We start from the raw sequence: 23,680 nt of genomic DNA, 5'->3' as shown, positions 1-23,680 counted from the left end.
GCTCGAATCGGACACCGCCGGGCTTACCGCGCGAAAAGAAACACACATGCGTGGATCAGGACACCCACTGTGCCGCCCACGAAAGTGCCGTTGATTCGAATGAACTGCAGGTCCCGGCCTATTTCGGCCTCGAGCTTCCCACTCACCTCCTTCGCGTCCCAGCCTTTCACGACGTCTGTGATGAGCGCCGATAACTGATGGCGGTGGCGTAGCACGAGCAGGTTGGCAATATCAAGCCACCAAGCGTTCAACTTTTGCTGAATGGAGGGCTCGCTCAACCCGCCTTTTCCCATGGACACGAAGGTGCTGGAAAGCATATCGCGTACGACAGAATGCTTGCTGCCAAGATCGGCGAGCACATATGCACGGACGTGATCGAGCAGGACACCGTAATACCCGCCGTCTTCAAGATGCCGAATGCAATCGCGCAGCAACAGCCGGCCAAAGCGGCGATAGGCTGCTGAGCTCCTCATCTCGCCGGCCAGATCTTGCACCGCCACGTCGAACCGGCGCCGAAGCTCGTGCTCCGGATTCGCCACGACCTCATGCATGAGCGCGATGATGCCCTCGACGAACTTGTTGACGATGTATGCATCCAGCGTCGGCAAGGTGAATTTCGAGGCCTCGCTGAACTTCGCCTTGATCAGGCCCACGTTGTTACTCAACCAGCTCTCCACAACGCTCAATCCGCGGTCCAGCAACGGCTGATGGCGGTTGCCTTCGGTGAGGATATCCAGGACCTCGGCCGCCAGCCGCGATACGTCGAGCGTACGCAATTGCGGGATCACGATTCGATCGAAGAAGTGTTCGATGTCGGCTTCGTCCATACCATCGAGCAATCGCGGAAGAGAGCCTGCCACTATATCCGCGATCGTCGCGCTGTTTTCGCGTACTGCCAGCCACCCGGCCAGCGCCTGCGCCGCGTTGAAACCACTGAGCCGCCCGACGATGACTTCGGGCGTCAAAAAGTTTTCCTCGATGAAGCTGCCCAGACTCTCGGCGATGCGCTGCTGGTTCTTCGGGATGATGGCGGTGTGCGGGATCGGGATGCCGCATGGATGCCGGAACAACGCGACGACCGCATACCAGTCCGCGATCGCACCGACCGTACCTGCCTCGGCAAAAGCACGCGGCCACGCGAGCCACGGATGCGCCGTCTGCCAGGCCACGCAGGCGATCAATAGCGCGATCATCGCCGCGAGCAGACAGGTTGCCGTCGTGCGCATACGCGTCAGCCGAACGAGCTTCTCGTCCGCAGTGGCTTGGGCCGTTGCACGCCCGGCATTCCCGTCGCTCCCAGTCACACGGGTCAACTGGCCTCCTGGCGCAGGAATCGTTTTATCGCCGGCGCAACTTCCCTGGCCCGCGTGATCAGGAACAGATGACCGTCATCGATCACTTGCAGCGTCGCGTTTCGAATCCTTGCTGCGAGGATCTTGGCGTTGGCGAGCGGCACGATCGGATCGTCGTTTCCATGCATGACGAGCGTCGTTTGCCGAAGCCCGCCCAGCCAGGGCAGGCTGGTCCAACCCGATGCAGCCAGCAACTGGTAGAGGTAGCCGCGGCCGCGCGGCGCCTGGATATGACGGCTGTGTTCCTCGAGCAGCGCAGCGTCGTGCCGGTATGCGCCACCGTATATCTCCGCACCGATCTGCTTCAGGTAAGACGGGTCGGTATAGCGCCGTGGCCCGACCAGTTTTGACAGTACCGACAGCCGCGCCGGCACCATGATCACGCCGGGGGACGTGGCGGCGAGAATCAACCTGCGGCAGCGTTTGGGGTAGAGGTGTGCAAACTGCTGGGCTAACGCCCCACCCCACGATACGCCGAGCACGTCGACAGGATCGGTGTACCCGAGCCGCGTCAGCAGCTTGTCGGCCAGCACGGCGAGCGTCGAGAACCGGTACGGCAGCAACGGAGCGGGCGAGCCGCCAACACCTGGGACATCGAAAACGATGACGGTCACGTCATCCAGCGCCGCAACGAACGGCTCAACGAGTTCGAGATTCGCGCCAATGCCGTTGAACAGGAGCAGCGGCGGCGAGGCATCGCTGCCCCGCCGGACTGCAACACGCAGCAACTGGCCGTCCAGGTCGATCGTCTGGATCTGCATGGCGTCGACAAACTCCGGGCTTGTTTGTAGGTTGGTCATCCGGTGGGTTCCATGGTTAGACGGTTCGCCTGGTTACGCCTGGCTATGTTACGACGGCGGCTCGCATAAGCCCGTTCGATCACTTCGTGGGCTGCACGAGTGCTTTCAGTTCCTCCACATGCTCCGCAAAGCGCTTCGTGACGACAGCGATACTATCGGTTTGCGCGCGGTATGCCGCATCCGCGAGTTCCTGCATGTCCACGAAGGCCTTTTGCAGCGCCTTTTGAACGCCCTCTCCCGTGGCCGTTGCGGATTCGCTGCCTGGCGTCCTCAGGCGGGTCACGAGCGATTGCAGTTCGTTAATCGTCGAACGCGCGATATCGACCTGCTTTTGACCGAGCTGCTGAACACCGGCGAGCGCCGTCATATTCGCCTCGGCAAGCGCTTCGATGTCCTTACGGCGCGATTCGAGGATGGCGGCGACGTCGACGCCCGGCAGCTTGAACTGCGTGATGAGCTTCGTATATTCGCCAAAAAGATTGTTAGGATGGGTTGCTGTCATGATGACTCCGTTAAGGTAGTTACAAAAAAATGGATTTCACTATCCGGCGATGACGCCGTTTAGGGTTCCAAAACATAGGTTCCAGGGGCTTTCACACCCGCCGGATGCCGTTCGCTGCCAAGGGCTGCTGGCGCTGCCCGTCTTTCACCGGACCGGGCGACCAGCCAGTCTCTCCAGTTGCCCCACCAGGTGTCCGCTTCTGGCTTTGCGCCGGCGAGCCAGGCATCGGCGTTCGCGGGTAACTCGGGGTTGAGGTAGTACTTCGACTTCGGATTGCCGGGCGGGTTGATCAGGCTCTGGATATGGCCGCTCGAACTCAGGATGAAGCGGGTGTTGCCACCAAACGTCTTCGCGGTGTTGTACACGCCCTTCCACGGCGTAATGTGATCCGTCATGCCTGCCACCACGTACTTGTCGCAGGTGACCTGGGACAGGTCGATCGGCGTGCCCAGCACCGTCAGCGCGCCCGGCTTGCTGAAAAGGTTCTGCGTGAAAATGTCGAGCAATTGCCCATGCATCTTCGCCGGCAGCCGGGTCGCATCGTTGTTCCAGTAAAGGATGTCGAAAGCTGGCGGTGCGTTGCCCAGCAGGTAGTTGTTGACCCAGTAGTTCCACACCAGATCGTTGGGCCGCATCCAGGCGAACACACGTCCCATTTCCTCGCCTGCCAGCACCCCACGCGAGGTGCTGTGCTGCTTGGCCGCCGCAATGGCCTCAGGAGTGGCGAACAGGCCAAGCTGCGAATCGGCGCTGTTATCGAGCACGGCCACCATCAGCGTCGCGGCGTTGACCGTCTTGTCGTCCCGGCTCGCGAGATTTCCGAGCAAGGCCGAAATGGCCATCGCACCCGAGCAGGCGCCGTGCAGGTTGACATCGTCGCAGCCGGTGATCTCACGCACCGCCGCAATGGCTTCCACGAGTGCGGTGACATACGTGTCCAGATCCCAGTGGCTTTGAGCCGCGGTCGGATTGCGCCAGCTGACGACGAACACCTGAAGCTCGTTTTTGACCAGATAGTCGACAATGCTCTTGCCCTCGGAGAGATCGAAGATATAGAACTTGTTGATCTGAGGCGGGACGATCAGTTGCGGCCGGCCATAGACCTGCTGTGTCGTTGGCGCGTACTGGATCAACTCCAGCACCTCGTTACGAAAAACCACCGCGCCCGTGGACGTAGCGAGGTTCTTGCCCACGCCGAAAGCCGTCTTGTTGACCTGCGCGGGCATGCCGTGATTCTTGAGCAGGTCCATCATGAGGTTGTTGCAGCCATCCATCAGGCTGGCGCCACCCGTATCGACAACCTTTTTGAGCGCCGCGGGATTGCCCAGCAACGTATTCGTCGGCGATGCCGCGTCCGTGAAGAGCGACATCACAAACTTCGCACGCTCCTTGTTGGCAGGATCCAGCGCCGAGCGCTCGACGAAACCCGCAAGCGCATCGCGCCACGCGAGGTAGCCTTGCAACGTCGCACGATACATAAAGTTGTTCTGCCACGCGGCGTCGGTAAAGCGTTTGTCGCCCTTCGGCGGTGTAGCGTCGCCGCCACCCGAGAAAAGCTTCAAAACCTCGCGGGCGAAAGCCGCCTCCTGCTCCATGACCAACGCGGGTTGCCGCAACGCCTGAGTGCCGATTTTCTGCGCGGTGGCGACGATATCGCACGCCCGCAAACCGACAAAGGGATTGGGACCCAGCATGCCCTCCGCAGCTGACGCCGCGAGTTCATCGGCCGTCTCGTTTTGCGGGCTTTGCTTCGCGTTTTTCTGCGGGCTTTCAGTGGTTTTCGCCATTTTGCTGCTCCTTCAGGAAGCGCTTGCGCCTCGCCGAACGTCGTGGGTCACGCGATCAGCATCGCGAGGGTTTCTGCAATCAGGGCCGGCTTGTCTTCGCCGTCGATCTGCAGTTCGTTCATTGTCTTGATGAGGATGCGGCCGCCGCCCTTGCTCTCCGCCGACACGAGCGTCACGCGACTGCGCACACGCGCACCGGCCTTCACTGGGGTCATGAAACGCACCTTGTCGAGACCGTAGTTAAGGCCCGCGGAAGCGTCCTTCGGAACGACACCGATTTCGATCGCGAAGCCCCCAAGCAACGACAAGGTCAGATAGCCGTGTGCGATCGTGCCGCCGAACGGGCTCTCGCGCTTCGCACGTTCCTCGTCTACGTGGATCCACTGCCTGTCGCCCGTACACTCGGCGAACGCGTTGATACGCGCCTGATCGACGACCACCCAGTTCGACACGCCTAACTCGAGGCCCACGAACTCGTTGATATTGGCAACGCTGTAATTTTCCAGACTCATCTTTTGCACTCCTTGAAATTTGCTTGCCTATCAGGCGAACTGCTCGCGCAGCCACTTCTTGTTGGTCTTGCCGACGCTCGTCTTTGCCAGCGCATCGACAAACTTCACGACCTGAGGCACCGCATATTTCGATATCTTTCCGGATGTGCTAAACGACAGGACGTGCTGCTTGATGTCGTCTTCCGTGACGGCTGCGCCTTCCTTGAGCACGACCAGAGCTACTGGCCGCTCGCCCCACTTGTCGTCCTTGATGCCGATCACCGCCACTTCCGACACACCGTCATATCGCGAGATCAGGTTTTCTATCTCCAGCGACGACACCCACTCGCCGCCCGACTTGATCACGTCCTTGAGACGGTCGGTGATCTGTACGTTGCCGGTCGAATCGACATTGGCAATATCCTGGGTATGCAGATAGCCGCCAGCCCAAAGCTGCGCCGAAGCCTCCGGATTGTTCAGATAGCCCTGCGTGAGCCACGGTGCCCGCGCAACGATCTCGCCAGTGGCTACACCGTCGTGCGCGAGTTCGTCCATGTTCTCGTCGACGACGCGCAGGTCGACGAGCGGCACTGGCCGGCCGGTCTTGCAGCGCAGGCGCAGTTGCTCGTCCTCGTCGAGGTTTTCGGCGCCGGGAGGAAGTTGCGCCAGACTGAGCACCGGGCACGTTTCAGACATCCCGTATCCAACGAACACGTCAATTCCGCGATCCAGCGCCGCCTTGGCAAGGCCTTGCGGCAAAGCGCCACCGCCGATGATGATCTTCCACCGGCTCATGTCCGTCGCCTTGCCCTCCTCGCACGAGAGCAGCATGTGCAAGATCGTGCCGACGCAATGCGAGAACGTGACGTTCTCTTCACGCACGAGTCGCGCGAGCCGGTCCGGCAAATAGCGGCCGGGATAAACCTGCTTTACCCCCAGCACTGTGGCGATGTACGGCATGCCCCATGCGTGGACGTGAAACATCGGGGTAAGCGGCATGTACACGTCGCCACGATGGAAGCGCTGCCCCGAGACAGGGCTCGCCAGTGCCGCCATCAGCGTGAGGGTGTGCAGAACCAGTTGCCGATGGGTAAAGTAGACGCCCTTGGGAAGACCGGTCGTACCTGTGGTGTAAAACGTCGTTGCGCGTGTGTTTTCGTCGAAGTCCGGGAACGTGTAGCTCGTGCTATGCGCCGCCAGCATCGCCTCGTATTCAGCTGAAAAGGAAATGCTGTGGGCAGACGCTTCGCTGCCCGGCTCATCGATCCAGATAAAGGTGCGCACTGTTTCCAGCTGGTCCTTGATCGATTCGACGACAGGCAGAAAATCCGTGTGAACCAGCAGGACGTCAGCACCGGCGTGATTGATCGTGTAGGCAATCTCCGCTGGAGACAGACGCACGTTCACGGTCTGCAAAACCGCGCCCATCATCGGGACAGCGAAATAGCATTCGAGGTAGCGGTGACTATCCCAATCCATTACGCCGACGGTGCTGCCGTGCTGCACGCCAAGCTCGCTCAGACCGTTGGCCAGCCGGGCGATGCGCTCGCGCAACGTTGAATAGGTCATCCGGAACTGATCCCGGTAGACGATCTCCTCGTCCTGCGACTGAACAAATGGTGTGAGTAAAAGCTGTTTAATCAGCAACGGATACGCGTAGGCCGTGGAGTCTGGCGTCTTGATTTCGTCCTGCATGTGTCTCTCCTTGAGTCCCCAAATGGATTGCAGGCGACTATTGATCTATTTGTTTTTTTGGCCTGCTGTGCTAATGCGTTGGGAGAATCATGCAAGTGCCGGGACACGGGATGTACCCCCTGAATGGGGGAGTGCCGGCGAACCAGGTGGGGGAGACAGGCGGTAGATGCGGGCCTCGGGGAGGCCGTGGCCCTTGCTGGGCGGGGGTTGGCGCGGGTTGGCGGGAAAGCAGCGGAACGCGGCGCGCTATGGCCGCCGACGCGCCACCGCTCTTTTCCGTCCGCTTATACGACGAGATTCGGCAAAATCGCGTGCGCGTTCTGCCATTCGATCTTCGCGAGCGCTGCGGCACTCATCCCGGAAGCTCGCAGCCCATTGGCGGTGTCCAGCGGCGATGCGGCGGGGAAATCCGAGCCGAACAGGATCCTTTCGGGCGGCATCAGCGCCGTCAGCGACGGCAGCGAATACTGGTTCCAGGCCTGTGCGGTGTCGAAGTACAGCTTCTGGATCAGCGCTATGCCACCGCCCGGTTCGGCCTTCATCAGATCCGGATCTCCCGACACCATGCGAGCGAAACGGAAAGTTAGAAACGGCACATCGCCACCGCCATGAGAAAATATAAAGCGGATGTTAGGATAGCGAATCGTAGTGTGATTCATCAGCAGACTGGCGATGGTGCGCGAGGTCTCGGTACCGTATTCGACCACGATGTCAGGCACTTTAGGCACGACATTCGTGCAGCATGCCGGCTGCAGCGGATGAACGAAGACCGTGGCCCTGCGGCGCTCGAGCTCTTCCATCACCGGCGCAAATGCCGGGTCGCCGAGATACTTCGTACCGTAGCTCGTCATCATGCCGACGCCTTGCGCCTTCAGCGTGTCGAGGCCATACGCGATCTCGGCAAGCGTGCTGTCGATGTCGGGCAGCGGCAACGTCGTGAACATGCCGAAACGCCCCTTGTAATCGGCGACCATGCGGGCCTGAAACTCGTTGCAATCGCGAGCGAGGGCCTTCGCCTGATCATAGTCGCCGAAGAAGATACCCGGATCGCTGGTCGATACCACAGCGGTCGCAATGCCGCCCGCGTCCATCGCGTCAAGCGACTTCTGAACCGTCCACGACTGATTGAAGACCTGATTGGTGCGGCGTCCGAGCATCATCGCAAGCAGTGCGGGCGATGTGTAGTGATGATGCACGTCCACGATCCGCGCCGCTGGCCTGGTCTGCTGCGCCCACACATCGCCACCGATCGCGAGCCCCATCCCAAGCGCAGCGGCGGCGCCGAGAAAACCGCGGCGCCCAGCGCCGTGCGCGGGCAGTGCGTGATGCTGTGTGTGGGTATGCGGATGCGAGAGTCCGCAGCCGCAAGGTGGCGCGGCCGGGCGTAGATCGAGCCGGCTCCATTTTTTCAGCATATGTGTCTCCGTTGTCGGCAGGAGCTATCTATCGCTTTGGCGATTGCTCCTGTTCCATGCAACATCGTTGCGGTCGACCGCCTGATTCGCTATTGCAGCGAAGCGGCCGCTTTCAAGGCTGTCTGGCCGTCCTGCGCCGGCGACGCACCGCTGACACCCACGGCCCCCACGATCTTCCCGTCATAAACGAGTGGCTGACCACCATCGGCGGGCAGCATGTCCGGCAGTGCCAGCACATTGAGTTGTCCTGCGGCTATCCGATCCGCAAAGCCCTTGCTGGGGCCCTGAAACATCAGCGCTGTGCGAGCCTTGCCGAGCGCCATCTGCACACCTGCCAGTTGCGCGTCGTCCATGCGTACGAAAGCCAGCAGGTTACCGCCGTCGTCCACTACCGCAATCGACTGGCGCAACTGGTTACCTTTCGCCGCTGCCAACGCGGCTTCGACTATGCCTTGCGCGCCGGCTAGCGTGAGCACCTTCCTGTCTGCGACCTGGGCCTGCGCGCCATGCGCGAGCGCCAGCAGAAGCAGGAAAGACATTGTCCGATTACGCATGTTGTCTCCGTTCACCGATAGAAGCTTCGAACAGGAAAATCGGCTCTTTTCTTTCCGGAGCCTCGCACTCCTCATTGCGTCAGAGCCAGCGGCTGGCGCCGGTTGCCAATGTTCTGGAGTAGCGGCAACGCCTTCGCCAGCGCCGGATTGTCGTTGCCGATCTTCCACGCGAGGTGCAGTTCCACGAGTTTCACGGGATCAATACCGTCGATCTCGCGAAATACAATGCCTTCGTAGCACAGCCTGCTGGCGGTCTCCGGCACGAGCGCCGCACCCAGGCCCGAGCGAACCACGGCCAGCATCGAGTGGACCTGGCTCACCTGCTGACCGTATTTCGGCGTCGCGCCGACGCGGGCGAATACATGCCGAACCAGTTCATGAAAGTACTGCGCTTCGTCGGGCGAATACATCACCATCGCCCGGCCATTGAAGTCCCGCAGATGCAGCGTCTTGCGCCGCGCTAGCGGGTCCTCGAGCGGAAGCGCGGCGACCAGCGATTCGCGCGCCACACATACGCTATCCAGATCGTCGCAATCAGGCGGCAGCCGACGCAGCAGGCCGACGTCCAGCTGGCCGTTTTCCAGAGCCTCCACCTGCGAGCGGCTAACCATTTCGCGCAACTCCAGGTCGACGCCTGGCAGCGTTCGCCGCAACTGCCCCAGCATCTCCGGCAGATATTCGTAGCCGGCGGCTGCCGTGAAGCCAATCACGATCCGCCCTGCCTCACCCTGCCCAGTCCTCAGTGCCGACAGGCGCGCCCTCTCGGCAAGACGCAAAATGGCGTGCGCCTCCGGCAACAGACTGCGTCCCGCAGGCGTCAGCCGCACCATGCGGTTTGTCCGGTTAAAGAGTGACGTCCCTATGCTGTGCTCGAACAGCTGGATCTGTCTGCTCAAGGGCGGTTGCGTCATGTGCAGCCGGGCAGCCGCCCGACCGAAGTGCAGTTCTTCCGCAACCGTCACGAAACAGCGCAATTGATTCAGATCGAACACGAACATTCTCCTTCACGTCGCCGGCGGTGCACGCGCACGACACCCGGTCACCACCTGCATCGAGTCATGCTTATTCGTCGACGATCGAATTCTTCAGGATACCGATCTTCGATATCTCGACCTCCACCGCATCGCCCGGTTTCATCCAAAGCGGCGGCTGACGATACGCTCCCACACCACCCGTGGTCCCGGTGATGATCACGTCACCCGGCCTTAACTCGGTGAACGTGCTGATGTACTCGATCAAGGCGGGAATACCGAAGATCAGATCGTCTGTGGTGGCGTGTTGCACGACCTCGCCATTCAGACGCGTCGTCAAGGAAAGCAGAGAGGGATCGCCCACTTCGTCAGTCGTGACGAGCCACGGTCCGAAGCTGCCTGTGCGCGGGAAATTCTTCCCAGGTATCAACTGGCTCGTGTGTCGTTGCCAATCGCGCACGCTGCCGTCGTTGTAGCAGGAATAGCCTGCCACGTAATCCAAGGCATCCGCGGCTTTCACGTGGCGCGCGTTACGGCCGATCACGACGGCAAGTTCGCCTTCGAAATCGAGCTTTTCAGATGCGCGCGGACGCACGATGGCCGCGTTGTGCGCCGTTTGCGAATCGGCGAAACGGGTGAAAATCGTCGGCTTTTCCGGCGTTTCGCGCCCCGTTTCCTTCAGGTGTTCCAGGTAGTTGATGCCGATACAGAGGATCTTTCCCGGATCGGGCACCACCGGGAGGAATTCCACATCAGCCCATGCGTGAGTCGCTTTCGCATACCGGGTGATTGTCTGGATGGCGGCGAGGCTATCAAGCGCGAGCGCCTGTTTCAGCGTTGAACCGACTTCCAAAGCGTAAGGCGCCAGATCGACGACACCTTCATTTACTACAACGCCAAACGACTCTTTGCCTGCATGTCGAAAACTCACGAGCTTCATGCCCATCTCCTGGAAAAATCTGTTGCGTCCGCGACCGCACCGTTGCATGCTGCCGCCCGATCGACACGCGTCGTCGAACCGACTGTCAATGCAGCGGGAAGGTCTCCTTAGAATCTGTGCATCAGACCGATGCCACCGACAACCTGGCTGCGTGACGACGCAGGCTGTGCGTTACCGCCGTCGCCAGCCGATGCCACGGCATTGACGATGTCTCCGCCGCCGTTGATGCCGAGTGTCTGACCATTTGCCCGCTGAAAGCCTTCCATGGCATAGAGGGCCGTGGCTTTCGAAAGGCTGTAGACCTGACCGAAATTGATCTGGTTATATTGCGCGGCTGACGAAATCCGGTTTGCACTGGTCGCGCGCGTATAGGCGTAACCCGCTGCGAGATCGAACGCAGGGGTCACTTTGTAATGCAACACTGCACCGACCGTGTTGAAAATGGCCGTGTCGGTAAATGAAGAGCGTATGCCCGGGATGTACTGGGTATTCGAATACATCAGGGACAAATCCCATGCCGGACTGAACGTGTAGGCGCCCGCCACCGCGAAGCGCTGCTGCGCTTGCGCCGTCTGGTATCCGACGTTGATGGCCGATATGCCGATCTGGGCGCCGTTATTCGAGGTGACCGACGACGCACCAAATGCCCCGCCGCCCGACGTCGAGTTGTTGACACGCCAGATCGCGGCTGCGGCGCCGATCGGACCGTTGATGTACTGCACACCAGCGCTCCACGACGAGCCGGCGTTGAAACTTCCCGCGACACCACCGAGGGCGTATTCGCCGCTAACGGTCAAACCGTAGAAATTCGGCGACGTGTAGACGAGTGCGTTGTTCTCGTGAAAGTCGGTGTCCGTCCCATCAATATCGCCCGGGTGTGCGGCGTAGTAACCGGTCAGCCGCGGCTCCGGACTAAATGGCTGCAGTAGGGTGTAATAGGCCGAGTATTCGCGTCCCGCCGTGAACGTGCCGTATGTCTGATTCGTCAACCCAACATAGGCGAGCCGGCTGAACCCTAACCCCGAGGTCGACTCCGCACCGGTCGCGGCACTGAAACCCTGTTCCAACGTAAAGATGGCCTGCGTTCCTCCGCCGAGATCCTCGACGCCTTTAAAGCCAAGCCGATCTGCCGCAAAGACGCCCGTCGTCATCTTGACGAGAGAGCGGCCGCCACTCGTGGAACCGAGCGTAGTTGCACTGCTCTGATATCCAATGCCGTTATCCACAATGCCATACAACGTTACTGAGCTCTGAGCGTGTGCAACATTAGCCAATATCGACGCACCTGCCGCCATCCAGACAATCTTTCTCATTTCCGTCTCCGTTTTTCGATAGTAATAAGATGACCTAATTACTCTGAAAGTCTCACTCCTGATTTCTTCTATCTAATTAGTTATACTTATTTATATATCTACTTCTTATCCCGGCAATCTGGCAAAGCAACGGCGTGACGTGTATTACCTGTCAGCCCGATTTCAACACTCTCGTCTTCGTTGGCTGGCCGGCCAGCCAACGGATATTCAGACTCGACTCAAGCCTGGATGAGGCCTGAGTCGGAGCAGCATTAGCCTCGTCCGAGGAACGACGGCATTTGCGATGCCATCACGCTCACGAACTGGACATTAGCGTCGAGGCTCATATTCGCGATCAACAAAACCGTATTGCCTACATTGGCAGCGTCCATCGTCGGTTCGACAGCCGTGGTTCCGTTCGGCTGAAGCACGCCCTTGGCCATGCGGGCGGTCATCGGGGTCGCTGCGTTGCCGATGTCGACCTGGGAACTCACGATGTCGAACGCACGACCGTCCAGACCGATGCACTTGGTCAGTCCCGTGACGGCGTGTTTCGATGTCGTATAAGGCGCGGAACCAGGCCGCGGCACGTGAGCCGACAACGAGCCGTTATTGATGATGCGGCCGCCTCGAGGAGACTGGTCCCGCATCATGCGAAATGCCGCGTTGGCGCACAGAAACATCCCGTGGATGTTCACGTCGATGACCGCCGACCACTGCTCGAAGGTCACGTCACCGAAATTGGTTGCAGGCGAACCCGTACCGGCGTTGTTGAAGAGGACGTCCAGTCTGCCGAACTCCGCTGCGACCCTGGCGAAAAGTGCTTGCACCTCGTCGGGCTTCGAAACATCCGTAGGCACAACCAGGCTACTGCCGCCCGCCAGACGCGCGGTCTCTTCCAGCGCGTCCTGACGGCGCCCCGCCAGCGCCACCGAATATCCGTTCTGCAGCAGCGCCGTGGCTACCGCTCGTCCCACACCGCTGCCGGCCCCTGTGACCACCGCAAATCTGTTCGCCATACTGAATTCCCGTTTGGAAGTTGTGTTATGTCCTGTTGATCGGCTCGGGCAACATGCCCCGCCGCTCCCCAATCTAATCCGGCAGGTCCAGGTTCGACCTGATGATGATGTCTGCTGTGGTGCGGTAATGCTCCATCAGCATCTCGATCGCCCGCGCGGGCGGCCCATCGATGGCGGCGTCTATCAAGGCCTTGTGTTCCTTGGTGACATCGCGCTCTGGATACGCCAGGCTCATTGACAGGTAGCGATAACGCGCCGCGTGATCGGTCATCAAAGAACAAAAATCGAGCAGCCATCGCGATGGACACGTGGCGATCAGCGCCATGTGAAACTGCTTGTGCGTGTCTTCCCACGGCGCGTTCTCCTGAAACACCTCAGGATCCGCCGACCGGTTGGTACGGGACAGCCGATGGCCCGCGAGTATCAGGTCCTCTTCCCATTTAGGTGTCCTGTGAGCCAGTGCCTCTCGCAGTGCGATGGACTCGACCCAGCAACGCGTGTTGGTCAACTCGCTCAATTCGCGCCGCGAAACCTGCGCGACAAAGAAGCCCTTCTGGTCGACTTTCTGAACAAAGCCTTCCGTGACCAGCTGATTGAGTGCCTCACGTATTGGCGTGCTGGTCACGCCATAACGTTGGCTGATCTCATCGATTAAAAGTTTGGCCGCCGGCGTCAGTTTTCCACACAGGATGTCTTGACGCAGCACCCTATAGACCGCACTTGTGCGCGTCGAGCTCGGGGCAGCCTTGGTATTTTGCGAAGGCAACATCAAAGATCCTCGTACTGCGCGATGGTCAGGCCAGCGTTCGTGTCCGTCACGTACATCAGGCCATTACGGTCAACGAACACGTCCGCGGACTGCGTGACAGGAACGGCACCTGGCCGGATATCGACCAGTGCCTGCGGTGCACCCGGGACGAGATGGCCGACTTCGCGCGGCCTGAAAGCATTGGAGATGTCGAACACACGAACGCCCGCATTGTGCCAGGTGGCAAAGATGAGATTTTCGCTCTGAAACGCACCGGGCCTGTTCTCATGGAGGTTATGAGGTCCAAACTTGCCTCCGACCGCGCAGTAGTTGAGCTCTTCAGGCTGCGGCAGCGTCGCGATCGAAATCGGGTTGCCCGCGTCACGAACGTCGAACACCCAGGTGTGCGCGAGACCTGCAGCGCAATTGGAACTGATCGCTTCGTCCGCGACGATCGCCAACTGGCGCCCGGGCAAAGGCAGCGGCGTATGCGTGCCTCCAGCGAAAGGCGGCGAGATGACCGTGTGGCTGATCAGCTTCGGCGCAACCGGATCGGTAAGGTCGTGGATGGTCAGCCCACCATCCCGCCAGGCGCCGAATAACTTGCCGTCAGCGGGAATGGCATGGTGCAGCGCCCAGCGCTTGCCCTTCGGCCAGGTCGGCGTTTCCTCCGCTTCCCGGTTCATGCCGGGCAACGCCCAATGTCCTGCGAGCGTCGGCTTCGTAGGGTCGCTTACATCGAAGATCGCCAGAACGAAATCGGTGAAGCCGTGCAGATGGGCCGAAGCGTAGGCATAGCGGCCACCCGTCCACCACAGTCGATGCAATCCAATTCCCTCGACAGGGCAAAAGCCGATTTCCCGCGGATTCGACGGGTCAGCGCCAATCTCGTAGATACGCAAGCCCGCGACGAATGGCTTCTCGCGACGGTTGAAGCTGTCGTCGATGGCGTTCGTAAAATAATCCTGTTGGCTCTGATAGCGCTGCAGCGCCCACACGTTCGCACTGTTGACGGCCAGCAGAAGATTGTCGTGCAGCTGCAGATGATGCGCACGGGTGTTCGGAGCACAGGCAATGAAGTTGACGGGCTTTGGATCTTTCGGGTTGCGAACATCTATGACCGAGATGCCATCGCTGAACATGTGACCGATATAGGCATGGCCGCGGTCCACCATGATCTGGACGCCGTCCGGACGCTTACCCTGATCGGTATGGCCTAAAAACGTCACGTTCGGAGAATGCGATATCGGGTACATCGTGAACCTCATCGGGTTTAATTCCAACAACCTGTCCAGTTACTTCAGCGCGGCGCGGCCTCGTTACGCGATCGATTCCAGCGAGCGGCGGCGAGTCTCCGGTCCAATCAGATGGAGTCCCGACGCGGCGATCGCCATTAAGGCCGCGATGGTGCCGAATACGACAGGAAGACCGTAAGTATGCTGGATCATCGGGAGCGCGGGAACAAAGCCAGCGGTGGCCAACCTTCCGATACCCGCCGCCATTCCAAAGCCGGATGCACGCGCCTGGGTTGGGAAGACCTCGGACGTGAAAATCTGCATCGTGTTGCCGCCCACCTGGTAGAAGAAGATCATCAGGAAGCCAGCCGCAATCAGTTGCATATCAGTTGAAGCGTTCGCGAAGACGATGGCAAACGCGCCGGAGCACAGGAACGCGATAAACGCGGTGCGTCGTCTTCCAAACCTGTCGAGGGCGTACATCATGAAGAGACTTGCGCAAGGCGCCGCCATCGTCATGCCGAACGTGTACGAAAGCGATCTGGTAATCGTGAAGCCTTTGCTGCTCATGATATTCGGCAGCCAGGTTCCGAGACCAATCGTGACGCAGAAGAACGCACTGAAACAGACCATCGCCGCCAGCAGCCGGACCCGATAGTCCTTCCACACCACCGCGAACGGATCGGTCGTGGTCGTGATCGCGACGTCCGAAAGCTCCTCGGAAGGTGAACCGAGACCCATCTTCTTGATGATCGCCAACGCTTCCTTGCCACGCCCTTTAGCAGCAAGCCAGCGGGGAGACTCGGGTAGTGCGAACCGAAGCACGAACAGAACGAGTGCCGCGACGCCTATCGCCCCCCAGATTCCACGCCATCCGATAGATTCGCGAAAGTAAAGCGTGACCAGAAACGCCAATGGCCAGACCAGCGCGCCACCAATGAAGTGCACCAGGGCGAGGATCCGGCCGCGAATGTCTTTTGGCGCGTATTCGCCTGCGTAGGTAAATGCCAGCGGTTGCTCGGCTCCAAGGCCGAGACCTGCGATGAAGCGCGTGACCAGCAGCCACATGACGGTCGGCGCCAGCGCGCTAGCGATCGTGGCAAGGCCAAACAGCAGCAGATTGAACTGGTACACCGCTTTGCGTCCGAAGCGGTCAGTAAATTGGCCCTGCAAAAATGTGCCAATCGCGAGACCGAATAGTTGCGCACTTCCCACCCATCCGAGCTGCGCCTGCGTCGCGAAATGCTGCCTCAGCATGTCCGGAATGAATGAACCGTAAATCGCGTAGTCGATTACATCAATGCAATAGCCGGCAGCAACGAGTGCAACGACCTTGACATGGGTCGGCGTGATTCGCGCTCCGTCCATCGTGTCTGAAACGAAAGCCTCGACTGTTCGCATTGTCTCCTCTCTTATTTTGGAAATACTGGTTGCCCGTGGCTGGGTGGGTTTGGACGCGCGGATCACCGTGCGCCTAAGCCGCTTGCCCGCCGAGGCATGAATATTTATTGTTCAGTATTTCGCGGTTAAATGTAGCATCCAAGAATTTTAGTGTCAAAATATATTTTGCGCTTTGCATGAGTGGCGCCCTGCCGGCGTCCGTTTTGCGTGCCGTCCTTTGTCGCGTTATGGATGGCGCGTGGCAGAGCCGGGAGAGCGAAACCTGGCCGGGGGTTTTGCGCCGATCGGCGTGCCGCCCGTCAGGCCACTCCGCTCGTCAGCGGCGATCTCCGATGAGCTGTTTGAGCTGGCCCAACTCCTCGTCCGTCAGATCGGACAGCGGCGTACGTACCGGGCCGGCCGGACGGCCGACAGCTTTCATGCCGGCCTTGACGATGGAGACCGCGTAGCCGGCGCGGCGGTTGCGGATCAGCGTATAGGGCAGCACGAAATCGCGCAGTTCGCGCTGGACGAAGACGTGATCGCGGGCACGCACCGCTGCGTAGAACTTCAATGCCCACTCCGGCAGAAAATTGAAAATCGCCGATGAGTAGGTCGTCACACCCATTTCGAGATACGGAAGCGCGTAGGTCTCGGCTGTCGGTAAACCACCGACGTAGGTCAGGCGATCGCCAAGACGGTTATAGACGCGCGTCATCCGGTCGATGTCGCCGACACCATCCTTGTAGCCAATCAGGTTCGGGCATTGATCCGCGATGCGCGCCACGGCGACGTCGTCCAGCATGGCGTTTCCGCGGCTGTAGACGGTAACCCCAAGCGAGGTTGCACGGCAGACGCGAATAGCGTGCTGCGCTACGCCGGCGGAATCGCATTCGGTGAGGTAAGGCGGGAACAGCAGGATGCCGTCGGCGCCGTTGGCCTCGGCCGCCTGGGCCAACTCGATCGCTTGCGCCGTGCCGCCGCCGGCCGGGGCGACGACAGGGACCTTGCCCGCCACCTGCTCGACAGCGGCCTTGATCACGCGGCTGGTTTCGGTGGGTGTCAGCGAGAAGAATTCGCCTGTGCCGCCGGCGGCGAACAGCCCCGCGACCGGGTAGCTGGACAGCCACTCGAGGTTGCTGCGGTAAGCAGCCTCGTCGAAAGCGTGATCCTCGTCGAAATGGGTAACCGGGAAGGACAGCAGGCCTGCGCTCAATGCATCGCGCAGTTCCTCTGGTCTGTAGTGGCTCATCAGCGTGATATCTCCATGAAGAATGATGGAGACTTTAGAAAGAAGATCGATTCACGTAAATTCCAAACAGTGAATCGATTGATACCTTTCCTGGATCGATCGCTGGGGTTGGGGTGATGGCGGGTCGATGTCCGCGGGTTAGGTCAAGTCAAAAGCTATGCTGCCAGCGGCCAACGCTCCAGCGCGATATGGCGGGTACGTCCGAGCAGGCTGTGCATCAACACGAACTCGCGGACGTTCCAACTGGCGGCTTCGATGGGACGTTTATCGATCCAGGGCATGCCGTAGGCGAGCGTCACGTGTGGTGTGAATTCCGACGTGAGGTCGAATCCTGCGTTTTGCAATGCGCCTACGAGTGCGTCGTGGAGCGCGTAGAGGCCAACCAGCCCCTCAGTACCTCCAAGCACCAGCGTTCCGGGCCGAGGTTTCTTTGCGAAAGTCAAAGCATGGTCGAATTCGACGCTGAACGGTTCCATTCTGATTGACGCGGCGGCTTTGATGGCTACGTCGACCAGCTCTTGCGGCAAGCCGCCTGCGAAATTCCCAAGGTGCTGCAGCGTGACGTGCAGGCGGTTGGCCGCGTGCGGCTTGCTCTTCGGACGCATCTCTCCGCACATTTGCTGCCCGAGTTTCGCGATGCCGGCCGCGGTATTGGCGTCGGGTAGGACTGCGAAGAACAGGCCGTCTGTCGCGACAGGTGGCGCCTCTAGCCCCGGCAACCAGAGTTGACCGGCATGATGCGCCCGAGACGATAAAGCAGGCATGTCGATGAATCTCCGTTCAATGGTGCGCCACGCTTTCCTGCGCCTTTGAAGGGCGTGCCGATTGCGGCGTTTTGAGTGGCTGGCTTACGGTGGATCGCCGGGTACGCGTGCCAAATTGCGGCTCAGCTTCCCGCACTACCAAGGCCGTTTTCGTGGATCGGGCGCGTTGCCCCTAATACTGTACATCCATACAGTGTTGGTGGCAACATGGAATTGTTCTGTGGTGTACACAGCGACACAGCTTGCGATGCATAGGCAGAAATGGTCCGCTCACCTGAACGGCGAATGAGTCTGGTCGACGGCGCAGACGGTATCTGACGAGCCACTACGCATGCTGCGCGCGCATACCGTCAGGAAATACCGTCAAATGGAGCTTAAGCCCCCTCACTCCCACTCAATCGTCGCCGGCGGCTTCCCCGAGATGTCGTACACAACCCGGTTAATCCCTCTTACTTCATTAATAATCCGGTTCGACACATGCCCGAGCAGTTCATGCGGCAGATGGGCCCAATGCGCGGTCATGAAGTCCAGCGTCTGCACAGCGCGCAGCGCTACAACATACTCATATGTGCGCCCATCGCCCATCACCCCCACGCTTTTGACCGGCAGAAACACCGCGAACGCCTGGCTCGTCAGGTCGTACCAAGACTTGCCGCTTTCCTTGTCGATGGTGGTACGCAGCGTCTCGATGAAAATCGCGTCCGCACGGCGCAGCAGATCCGCAAACTCGCGCTTGACCTCACCCAGAATCCGCACACCCAGCCCTGGACCCGGGAACGGATGGCGATACACCATCGCCGGCGGCAAACCAAGCTTCACGCCGAGCTCGCGCACCTCATCCTTGAACAACTCGCGCAGCGGCTCAAGCAGCTTCAGATTCAGCGTCTCCGGCAAGCCACCCACGTTGTGGTGGCTCTTGATGGTCTGCGTGGCCTTCTTTCCCTTGCCAGCCGACTCGATCACATCCGGATAAATCGTCCCCTGCGCAAGCCACTTCGCATCCGTCAACTTCCCTGCTTCCGTCTGGAACACTTCGACGAATTCCGCGCCGATGATCTTGCGCTTGGCTTCCGGATCCGTCACACCAGCGAGCTTCGACAGGAACACTTCGCTCGCGTCGACGTGAATGACCTTCACGCCGAGGTGATCCGCGAACGTCGCCATTACCTGCTCAGCCTCGTTCAAACGCAGCAGGCCGTGATCGACGAACACACAGGTCAGTTGATCGCCAATCGCACGATGCAGCAACGCAGCCGCTACCGACGAATCCACGCCACCCGACAGCCCCAGGATCACATGCTCGTTGCCGACCTGCTCGCGAATCTTCGCAACCGCTTCGTCGACGTAATGACCCATTTCCCAGTCAGGCTGCGCGGCGCAAATCGTCAGCACGAAGCGTTCGAGCATCGCGCGGCCCTGCACCGTGTGCGTGACTTCCGGGTGCCATTGCAGGCCGTAGAAATGGCGCGCTTCGTCGGCCATTGCGGCGATCGGGCACGATTCCGTGGAGGCCATCAGCTGAAATCCCGGCGGCATTTCCAGCACCTTGTCGCCGTGGCTCATCCACACTTTCAGCATGCCGTGACCTTCCGGCGTGGTGAAGTCGCTGATGCCCTCGAGCAGGCTCGTATGGTTGCGTGCCCGCACTTCGGCGTAACCGAATTCGCGCACGTGGCCATTGTCGACCTTGCCGCCGAGCTGCTCGGCCATCGCCTGCATGCCGTAGCAGATGCCGAGTACCGGCACGCCGAGTTCGAACACCGCTTGCGGCACGCGCGGCGTATCGGTCTCGGTGACCGAGCTCGGGCCGCCCGACAGAATCACGCCCTTCGGCGCGAAGTCGCGAATGAAGGCCGCATCGACGTCGTACGGATGGATTTCCGAGTACACGTTCGCCTCGCGGACGCGACGTGCAATCAGTTGGGTGACTTGCGAACCGAAGTCGAGAATCAGGATCTTGTCATGCATGGCAGCGGACGGAATAAAAGTGGACGGATAAGGAAAGCCGCGCACAAGGCGCGGCGTTGAATTCAAGACGGAATCCGGAAGTTGCGGCAGGTGGCGTGGCGCCCCGGGCCTCAGCCATGAAACGGAGGCCGTGGCGCGCCGGGCGCATCCGCAGCGGAGCTGCGCGCTTCGGCGTCGCTCGCCGAGAGCGTTCCCGGACGGTTCGCCGCAGCGAAGTCAGGCTCAACCGGATGCCCGGTGGCGGGACTGATCGGGCTGGCGGGCCTCACGACAGGCGGTGCGACGGGTTCGACCACAGGCTCAGCCCGATAGCCCACCACATCGCGTCCCCTCGCTGCATCTTTCGCAGCTTGCCTCTCAGCACGCTCGGCAGCAGCGATCTCAGCGAGACGCAGCCGTTCGCGGCGTCGTACCGTGCGGGAGAGCCGCACACCGCCCAGCCCCAGCACCACCAGCACGACCCCCGTCAGCACCGCGACCAGCTGACCGAAGCCGGTCAGTTCAGGCCGGTGCATGCCGATCAGCCAGACCACCATCAGCAGGCCCGTCAGCCAGTTCACATGCCCAACGACCTTGGCGACCGTCGAGGTCAGCGCGCCGTCGATCGAGGCATGGAAGGCCAGCCACGCGAGACCGATCAGCGCAATGCCGAGGCCTTGTCCAACCAGCGTGGGCTGCGTCTGCACCAGTTGCAGCGCGTTGTACAGCGAGGTCCACGGCGTCAGCAGGAACAGCACGCCGAACGCCAGCAGGAGCAAGGCATCGATGATCAGTACAGCACGCAGCAATGGCTTCATGGGCGATTAGTCCACGTGGTAGTTAGGCGCTTCCTTGGTGATCTGCACGTCGTGAACGTGCGACTCGCGCAGGCCGGCACCGGTGATCTGCACGAATTCAGCCTTGTCGTTCATCTCGGCGATGGTGCGGCAGCCGCAGTAGCCCATGCTGGCGCGCACGCCGCCGATCAGCTGGAACAGGATCGCCGTGACCGAGCCCTTGTAGGCGACGCGGCCTTCGATGCCTTCCGGCACCAGCTTGTCGATGTTCGCGGAGTTGTCCTGGAAGTAGCGGTCTGCTGCGCCGTCCTTCATCGCGCCGACCGAACCCATGCCACGATACGACTTGTACTGGCGGCCCTGATACAGGAACACGTCGCCCGGCGATTCTTCGGTGCCGGCGAACATGCTGCCCATCATCACCGCGCTCGCACCCGCAGCCAGCGCCTTGCTGACGTCGCCCGAGAAACGCACGCCACCGTCGCCGATGACCGGCACGCCCGTGCCCTTGAGCGCTTCCGACACATTGGCGATGGCCGTGACCTGCGGCACGCCCACACCCGCGACGATACGCGTGGTGCAGATCGAGCCCGGGCCGATACCGACCTTCACGCCGTCCGCGCCGTATTCGACCAGCGCCTTGGCAGCAGCAGCCGTAGCGATGTTGCCGCCGATCACTTCCACATGCGGGAAGTTCTTCTTGACCCAGCGCACACGCTCGAGCACGCCCTTGCTGTGGCCGTGCGCGGTATCCACGACGATCACGTCCACGCCCGCCTGCACCAGCAGTTCCACGCGCTCTTCGTTGTCCTCGCCTACGCCGACCGCCGCGCCCGCGCGCAGCTTGCCGTGTTCGTCCTTACAGGCGTCCGGGTGTTCGGTCTGCTTGGTGATGTCTTTCACCGTCATCAGGCCGCGCAGTTCGAAAGAATCGTTGATGACCAGCACGCGCTCGAGACGATGGCTGTGCATCAGCGCCTTGGCTTCGGCGAGCGGCGTGCCTTCCTTGACGGTGACGAGACGATCGCGCGGCGTCATGATGTTGCGCACCGGTTCGTCCAGACGCTCTTCGAAGCGCAGGTCGCGGTTGGTGACGATGCCGATCAGTTGCGCCCCTTCGACAACCGGGAAACCAGAAATGCCATGCTGGCGCGACAGCGCAATCACGTCGCGCACCTTCATTTGCGGCGGTACGGTGATCGGATCGCGCACCACACCCGATTCGAAACGCTTCACCTTGGCCACTTCGCTAGCCTGCTCAGCCGGCGTCAGATTCTTGTGGATAATGCCCACGCCACCCATTTGCGCCATCGCAATGGCGAGACGGGCTTCGGTGACGGTGTCCATGGCGGCGGACACGAGCGGCATATTCAGGGAAATGTTGCGGGTCAGCCGGGTTTTGAGGCTGGTGTCGCGCGGCAGAACATCGGAGAAAGCCGGGACGAGGAGCACGTCATCGAACGTGAGTGCTGTTTGGATCAGACGCATGGCAAATCCTATAGGCGCAAAAGCGAATTATACGCGATACCTCCCCGGTTTTCACTGCGCGAACAGCAGGTTAGCGAATTTCCGGTGATTTTCCAGGGTCTTTTGGCGAGGGAATTTCGCTTCGCCGTTCGGGTCGGGTTCGAACCAGTTTCGTTTCGCAAGACGAGTGCAGGATCGAACAAGACACCCTGGGAGAGGCACGCTATCCTGCGCAACTGTTCAGCTTTATGTCGGAGTAGTCGATGCAGCGTGGCGTGGCGTACGGCGTAATGGCCGGGGCGTTGTGGGGCGTGGTGTTTCTGGTGCCGCGGATGTTGCCCGAGTTTTCCCCGCTGCTGCTGAGCGCGGGCCGCTACACGATGTACGGCATCGTCTCGCTGGCGGCCGCCCTGCCGATGGCGCGCTCGCTCGCCGCCCGCCTGACCCGCGAGGACCTCGTGGCGCTCGTCAAGCTGGCGCTCGCCGGCAACCTGCTCTACTACATCCTGCTGGCAAGCGCGGTGCATCTGGTCGGGATGGCGCCGGCGTCGCTGATCATCGGCGTTCTGCCCGTGACGGTCACGCTGCTGGGCCGGCGCGATCACGGCGCTGTGCCGCTCGCCCGCCTCGTGTGGCCGTTGGCGATGGTCGTGGCGGGCATCGTCTGTATCAATGTGGATGTGTTTTCCATGGCCGATGGCGCGCCCGGCACGGCGGGCAGCGTCCTGAGCAAACTGGCGGGGTTGGCCTGCGCGGCAGGCGCCCTCGCCTGCTGGACCTGGTTCGCGGTCGAGAACTCCCGCTATCTGCGGCGCCAGGCTCACTACAGCGGCAACGAGTGGTCGGTGCTGTGGGGCGTCGTGACCGGGGCGCTCGGCGCGGCGCTGTGGCTCCTGATCGCACTGCTGCCGTCCGGCAGTCTGCAGACCACGCTCAGCAGCGAACGCTGGCATACCTTCTGGATGCTCAATCTCGGCGTGGCGATCGGCGCCTCGTGGCTCGGCAACGGCCTGTGGAATGCCGCGGCGAAGCGCTTGCCGTTGACGCTGTCAGGTCAGATGATTGTCTTTGAAACGCTGTTTGCGCTGCTTTACGCGTTCATTTACGACCACCGGCTGCCGCGCCCGCTGGAGATGGCCGCGATCGCCTTGCTGGTGGCAGGCGTGAGCTGGTCGGTGCGGCAACATGCGGACGACGATCCGGGCGCGACGCCGCTTGAAGAGAAGGCGCAGGTGTCCGCGCATTGATCGGGCTGGCTAACCCGTGCCAGGC

At 60.9% G+C, this 23,680-nt stretch carries 21 protein-coding genes; 1 reads left to right on the top strand and 20 read right to left on the bottom strand.

Features of this window, described 5'->3' with window-relative positions:
* Window positions 1–23 precede the first annotated feature (23 nt).
* The 20 genes from BUS06_RS11145 to guaB form a co-directional block, all read right to left on the bottom strand.
* Window positions 24–1,226, bottom strand: coding sequence for a DUF445 domain-containing protein (locus BUS06_RS11145; RefSeq protein WP_143787494.1), 1,203 nt, complete (start codon window positions 1,224–1,226; stop codon window positions 24–26).
* A gap of 83 nt (window positions 1,227–1,309) precedes the next feature.
* The gene (phaZ, locus tag BUS06_RS11140) at window positions 1,310–2,152 is read right to left on the bottom strand and encodes a poly(3-hydroxyalkanoate) depolymerase (protein WP_074264316.1); all 843 of its coding nucleotides are present in this window, start codon (window positions 2,150–2,152) and stop codon (window positions 1,310–1,312) included.
* Between the two features lie 79 nt (window positions 2,153–2,231).
* The gene (locus BUS06_RS11135; RefSeq protein WP_074264315.1) at window positions 2,232–2,654 is read right to left on the bottom strand and encodes a phasin family protein; all 423 of its coding nucleotides are present in this window, start codon (window positions 2,652–2,654) and stop codon (window positions 2,232–2,234) included.
* Window positions 2,655–2,713: 59 nt separating this feature from the next.
* Complete coding sequence (locus BUS06_RS11130) at window positions 2,714–4,441, bottom strand: alpha/beta fold hydrolase (RefSeq protein ID WP_074264314.1); 1,728 nt, start codon at window positions 4,439–4,441, stop codon at window positions 2,714–2,716.
* Between the two features lie 47 nt (window positions 4,442–4,488).
* Window positions 4,489–4,953, bottom strand: coding sequence for a MaoC family dehydratase (locus BUS06_RS11125; protein ID WP_074264313.1), 465 nt, complete (start codon window positions 4,951–4,953; stop codon window positions 4,489–4,491).
* 30 nt (window positions 4,954–4,983) lie between these two features.
* Complete coding sequence (locus BUS06_RS11120; protein ID WP_074264312.1) at window positions 4,984–6,627, bottom strand: fatty acid--CoA ligase; 1,644 nt, start codon at window positions 6,625–6,627, stop codon at window positions 4,984–4,986.
* Window positions 6,628–6,911: 284 nt separating this feature from the next.
* On the bottom strand, window positions 6,912–8,042 hold the full coding sequence (locus BUS06_RS11115) for an amidohydrolase family protein (protein WP_083611394.1): 1,131 nt from the start codon (window positions 8,040–8,042) through the stop codon (window positions 6,912–6,914).
* Between the two features lie 89 nt (window positions 8,043–8,131).
* On the bottom strand, window positions 8,132–8,596 hold the full coding sequence (locus tag BUS06_RS11110; RefSeq protein ID WP_167379383.1) for a GlcG/HbpS family heme-binding protein: 465 nt from the start codon (window positions 8,594–8,596) through the stop codon (window positions 8,132–8,134).
* A gap of 71 nt (window positions 8,597–8,667) precedes the next feature.
* Window positions 8,668–9,588: a LysR family transcriptional regulator gene (locus BUS06_RS11105; protein ID WP_074266031.1), complete on the bottom strand. Its 921-nt coding sequence runs from the start codon at window positions 9,586–9,588 to the stop codon at window positions 8,668–8,670.
* A 70-nt stretch (window positions 9,589–9,658) separates the two neighbouring features.
* Window positions 9,659–10,507: a fumarylacetoacetate hydrolase family protein gene (locus tag BUS06_RS11100; RefSeq protein WP_074264310.1), complete on the bottom strand. Its 849-nt coding sequence runs from the start codon at window positions 10,505–10,507 to the stop codon at window positions 9,659–9,661.
* 107 nt (window positions 10,508–10,614) lie between these two features.
* Window positions 10,615–11,820, bottom strand: coding sequence for a porin (locus BUS06_RS11095; protein WP_074264309.1), 1,206 nt, complete (start codon window positions 11,818–11,820; stop codon window positions 10,615–10,617).
* A 251-nt stretch (window positions 11,821–12,071) separates the two neighbouring features.
* Window positions 12,072–12,818 carry an SDR family oxidoreductase gene (locus tag BUS06_RS11090; RefSeq protein ID WP_074264308.1) on the bottom strand — a complete coding sequence of 249 codons (747 nt, stop codon included), beginning with the start codon at window positions 12,816–12,818 and terminating at the stop codon, window positions 12,072–12,074.
* A gap of 73 nt (window positions 12,819–12,891) precedes the next feature.
* Window positions 12,892–13,587 carry a GntR family transcriptional regulator gene (locus BUS06_RS11085; protein WP_074264307.1) on the bottom strand — a complete coding sequence of 232 codons (696 nt, stop codon included), beginning with the start codon at window positions 13,585–13,587 and terminating at the stop codon, window positions 12,892–12,894.
* Window positions 13,587–14,822 (bottom strand): LVIVD repeat-containing protein, encoded by a 1,236-nt coding sequence (locus BUS06_RS11080; RefSeq protein WP_217272802.1) that lies wholly within the window; start codon window positions 14,820–14,822, stop codon window positions 13,587–13,589. Before BUS06_RS11080 ends, BUS06_RS11085 begins: the two co-directional genes overlap by 1 nt.
* Before the next feature lie 63 nt (window positions 14,823–14,885).
* Window positions 14,886–16,202, bottom strand: a complete 1,317-nt coding sequence (locus BUS06_RS11075) for an MFS transporter (RefSeq protein ID WP_083611392.1) — start codon at window positions 16,200–16,202, stop codon at window positions 14,886–14,888.
* Window positions 16,203–16,518: 316 nt separating this feature from the next.
* Window positions 16,519–17,433 carry a 5-dehydro-4-deoxyglucarate dehydratase gene (gene kdgD, locus BUS06_RS11070; protein WP_074264304.1) on the bottom strand — a complete coding sequence of 305 codons (915 nt, stop codon included), beginning with the start codon at window positions 17,431–17,433 and terminating at the stop codon, window positions 16,519–16,521.
* 155 nt (window positions 17,434–17,588) lie between these two features.
* Window positions 17,589–18,197 carry a 2'-5' RNA ligase family protein gene (locus BUS06_RS11065; protein WP_074264303.1) on the bottom strand — a complete coding sequence of 203 codons (609 nt, stop codon included), beginning with the start codon at window positions 18,195–18,197 and terminating at the stop codon, window positions 17,589–17,591.
* Window positions 18,198–18,581: 384 nt separating this feature from the next.
* Complete coding sequence (gene guaA, locus BUS06_RS11060) at window positions 18,582–20,165, bottom strand: glutamine-hydrolyzing GMP synthase (RefSeq protein ID WP_074266030.1); 1,584 nt, start codon at window positions 20,163–20,165, stop codon at window positions 18,582–18,584.
* 110 nt (window positions 20,166–20,275) lie between these two features.
* Window positions 20,276–20,962: a hypothetical protein gene (locus BUS06_RS11055; protein WP_074264302.1), complete on the bottom strand. Its 687-nt coding sequence runs from the start codon at window positions 20,960–20,962 to the stop codon at window positions 20,276–20,278.
* A 6-nt stretch (window positions 20,963–20,968) separates the two neighbouring features.
* Window positions 20,969–22,429 (bottom strand): IMP dehydrogenase, encoded by a 1,461-nt coding sequence (gene guaB / locus BUS06_RS11050; protein ID WP_074264301.1) that lies wholly within the window; start codon window positions 22,427–22,429, stop codon window positions 20,969–20,971.
* 242 nt (window positions 22,430–22,671) lie between these two features.
* Here guaB and BUS06_RS11045 point away from each other — a divergent pair, with 242 nt between their 5' ends.
* A complete protein-coding gene (locus BUS06_RS11045) occupies window positions 22,672–23,655 on the top strand; it encodes a DMT family transporter (RefSeq protein WP_074264300.1) in 984 nt (327 codons plus the stop codon).
* The last annotated feature ends 25 nt before the right edge of the window (window positions 23,656–23,680 follow it).

The organism is Paraburkholderia phenazinium (assembly GCF_900141745.1).
In the GTDB taxonomy this organism is placed as follows: domain Bacteria; phylum Pseudomonadota; class Gammaproteobacteria; order Burkholderiales; family Burkholderiaceae; genus Paraburkholderia; species Paraburkholderia phenazinium_B.
This window is presented reverse-complemented; position numbering and strand designations above follow the sequence as displayed.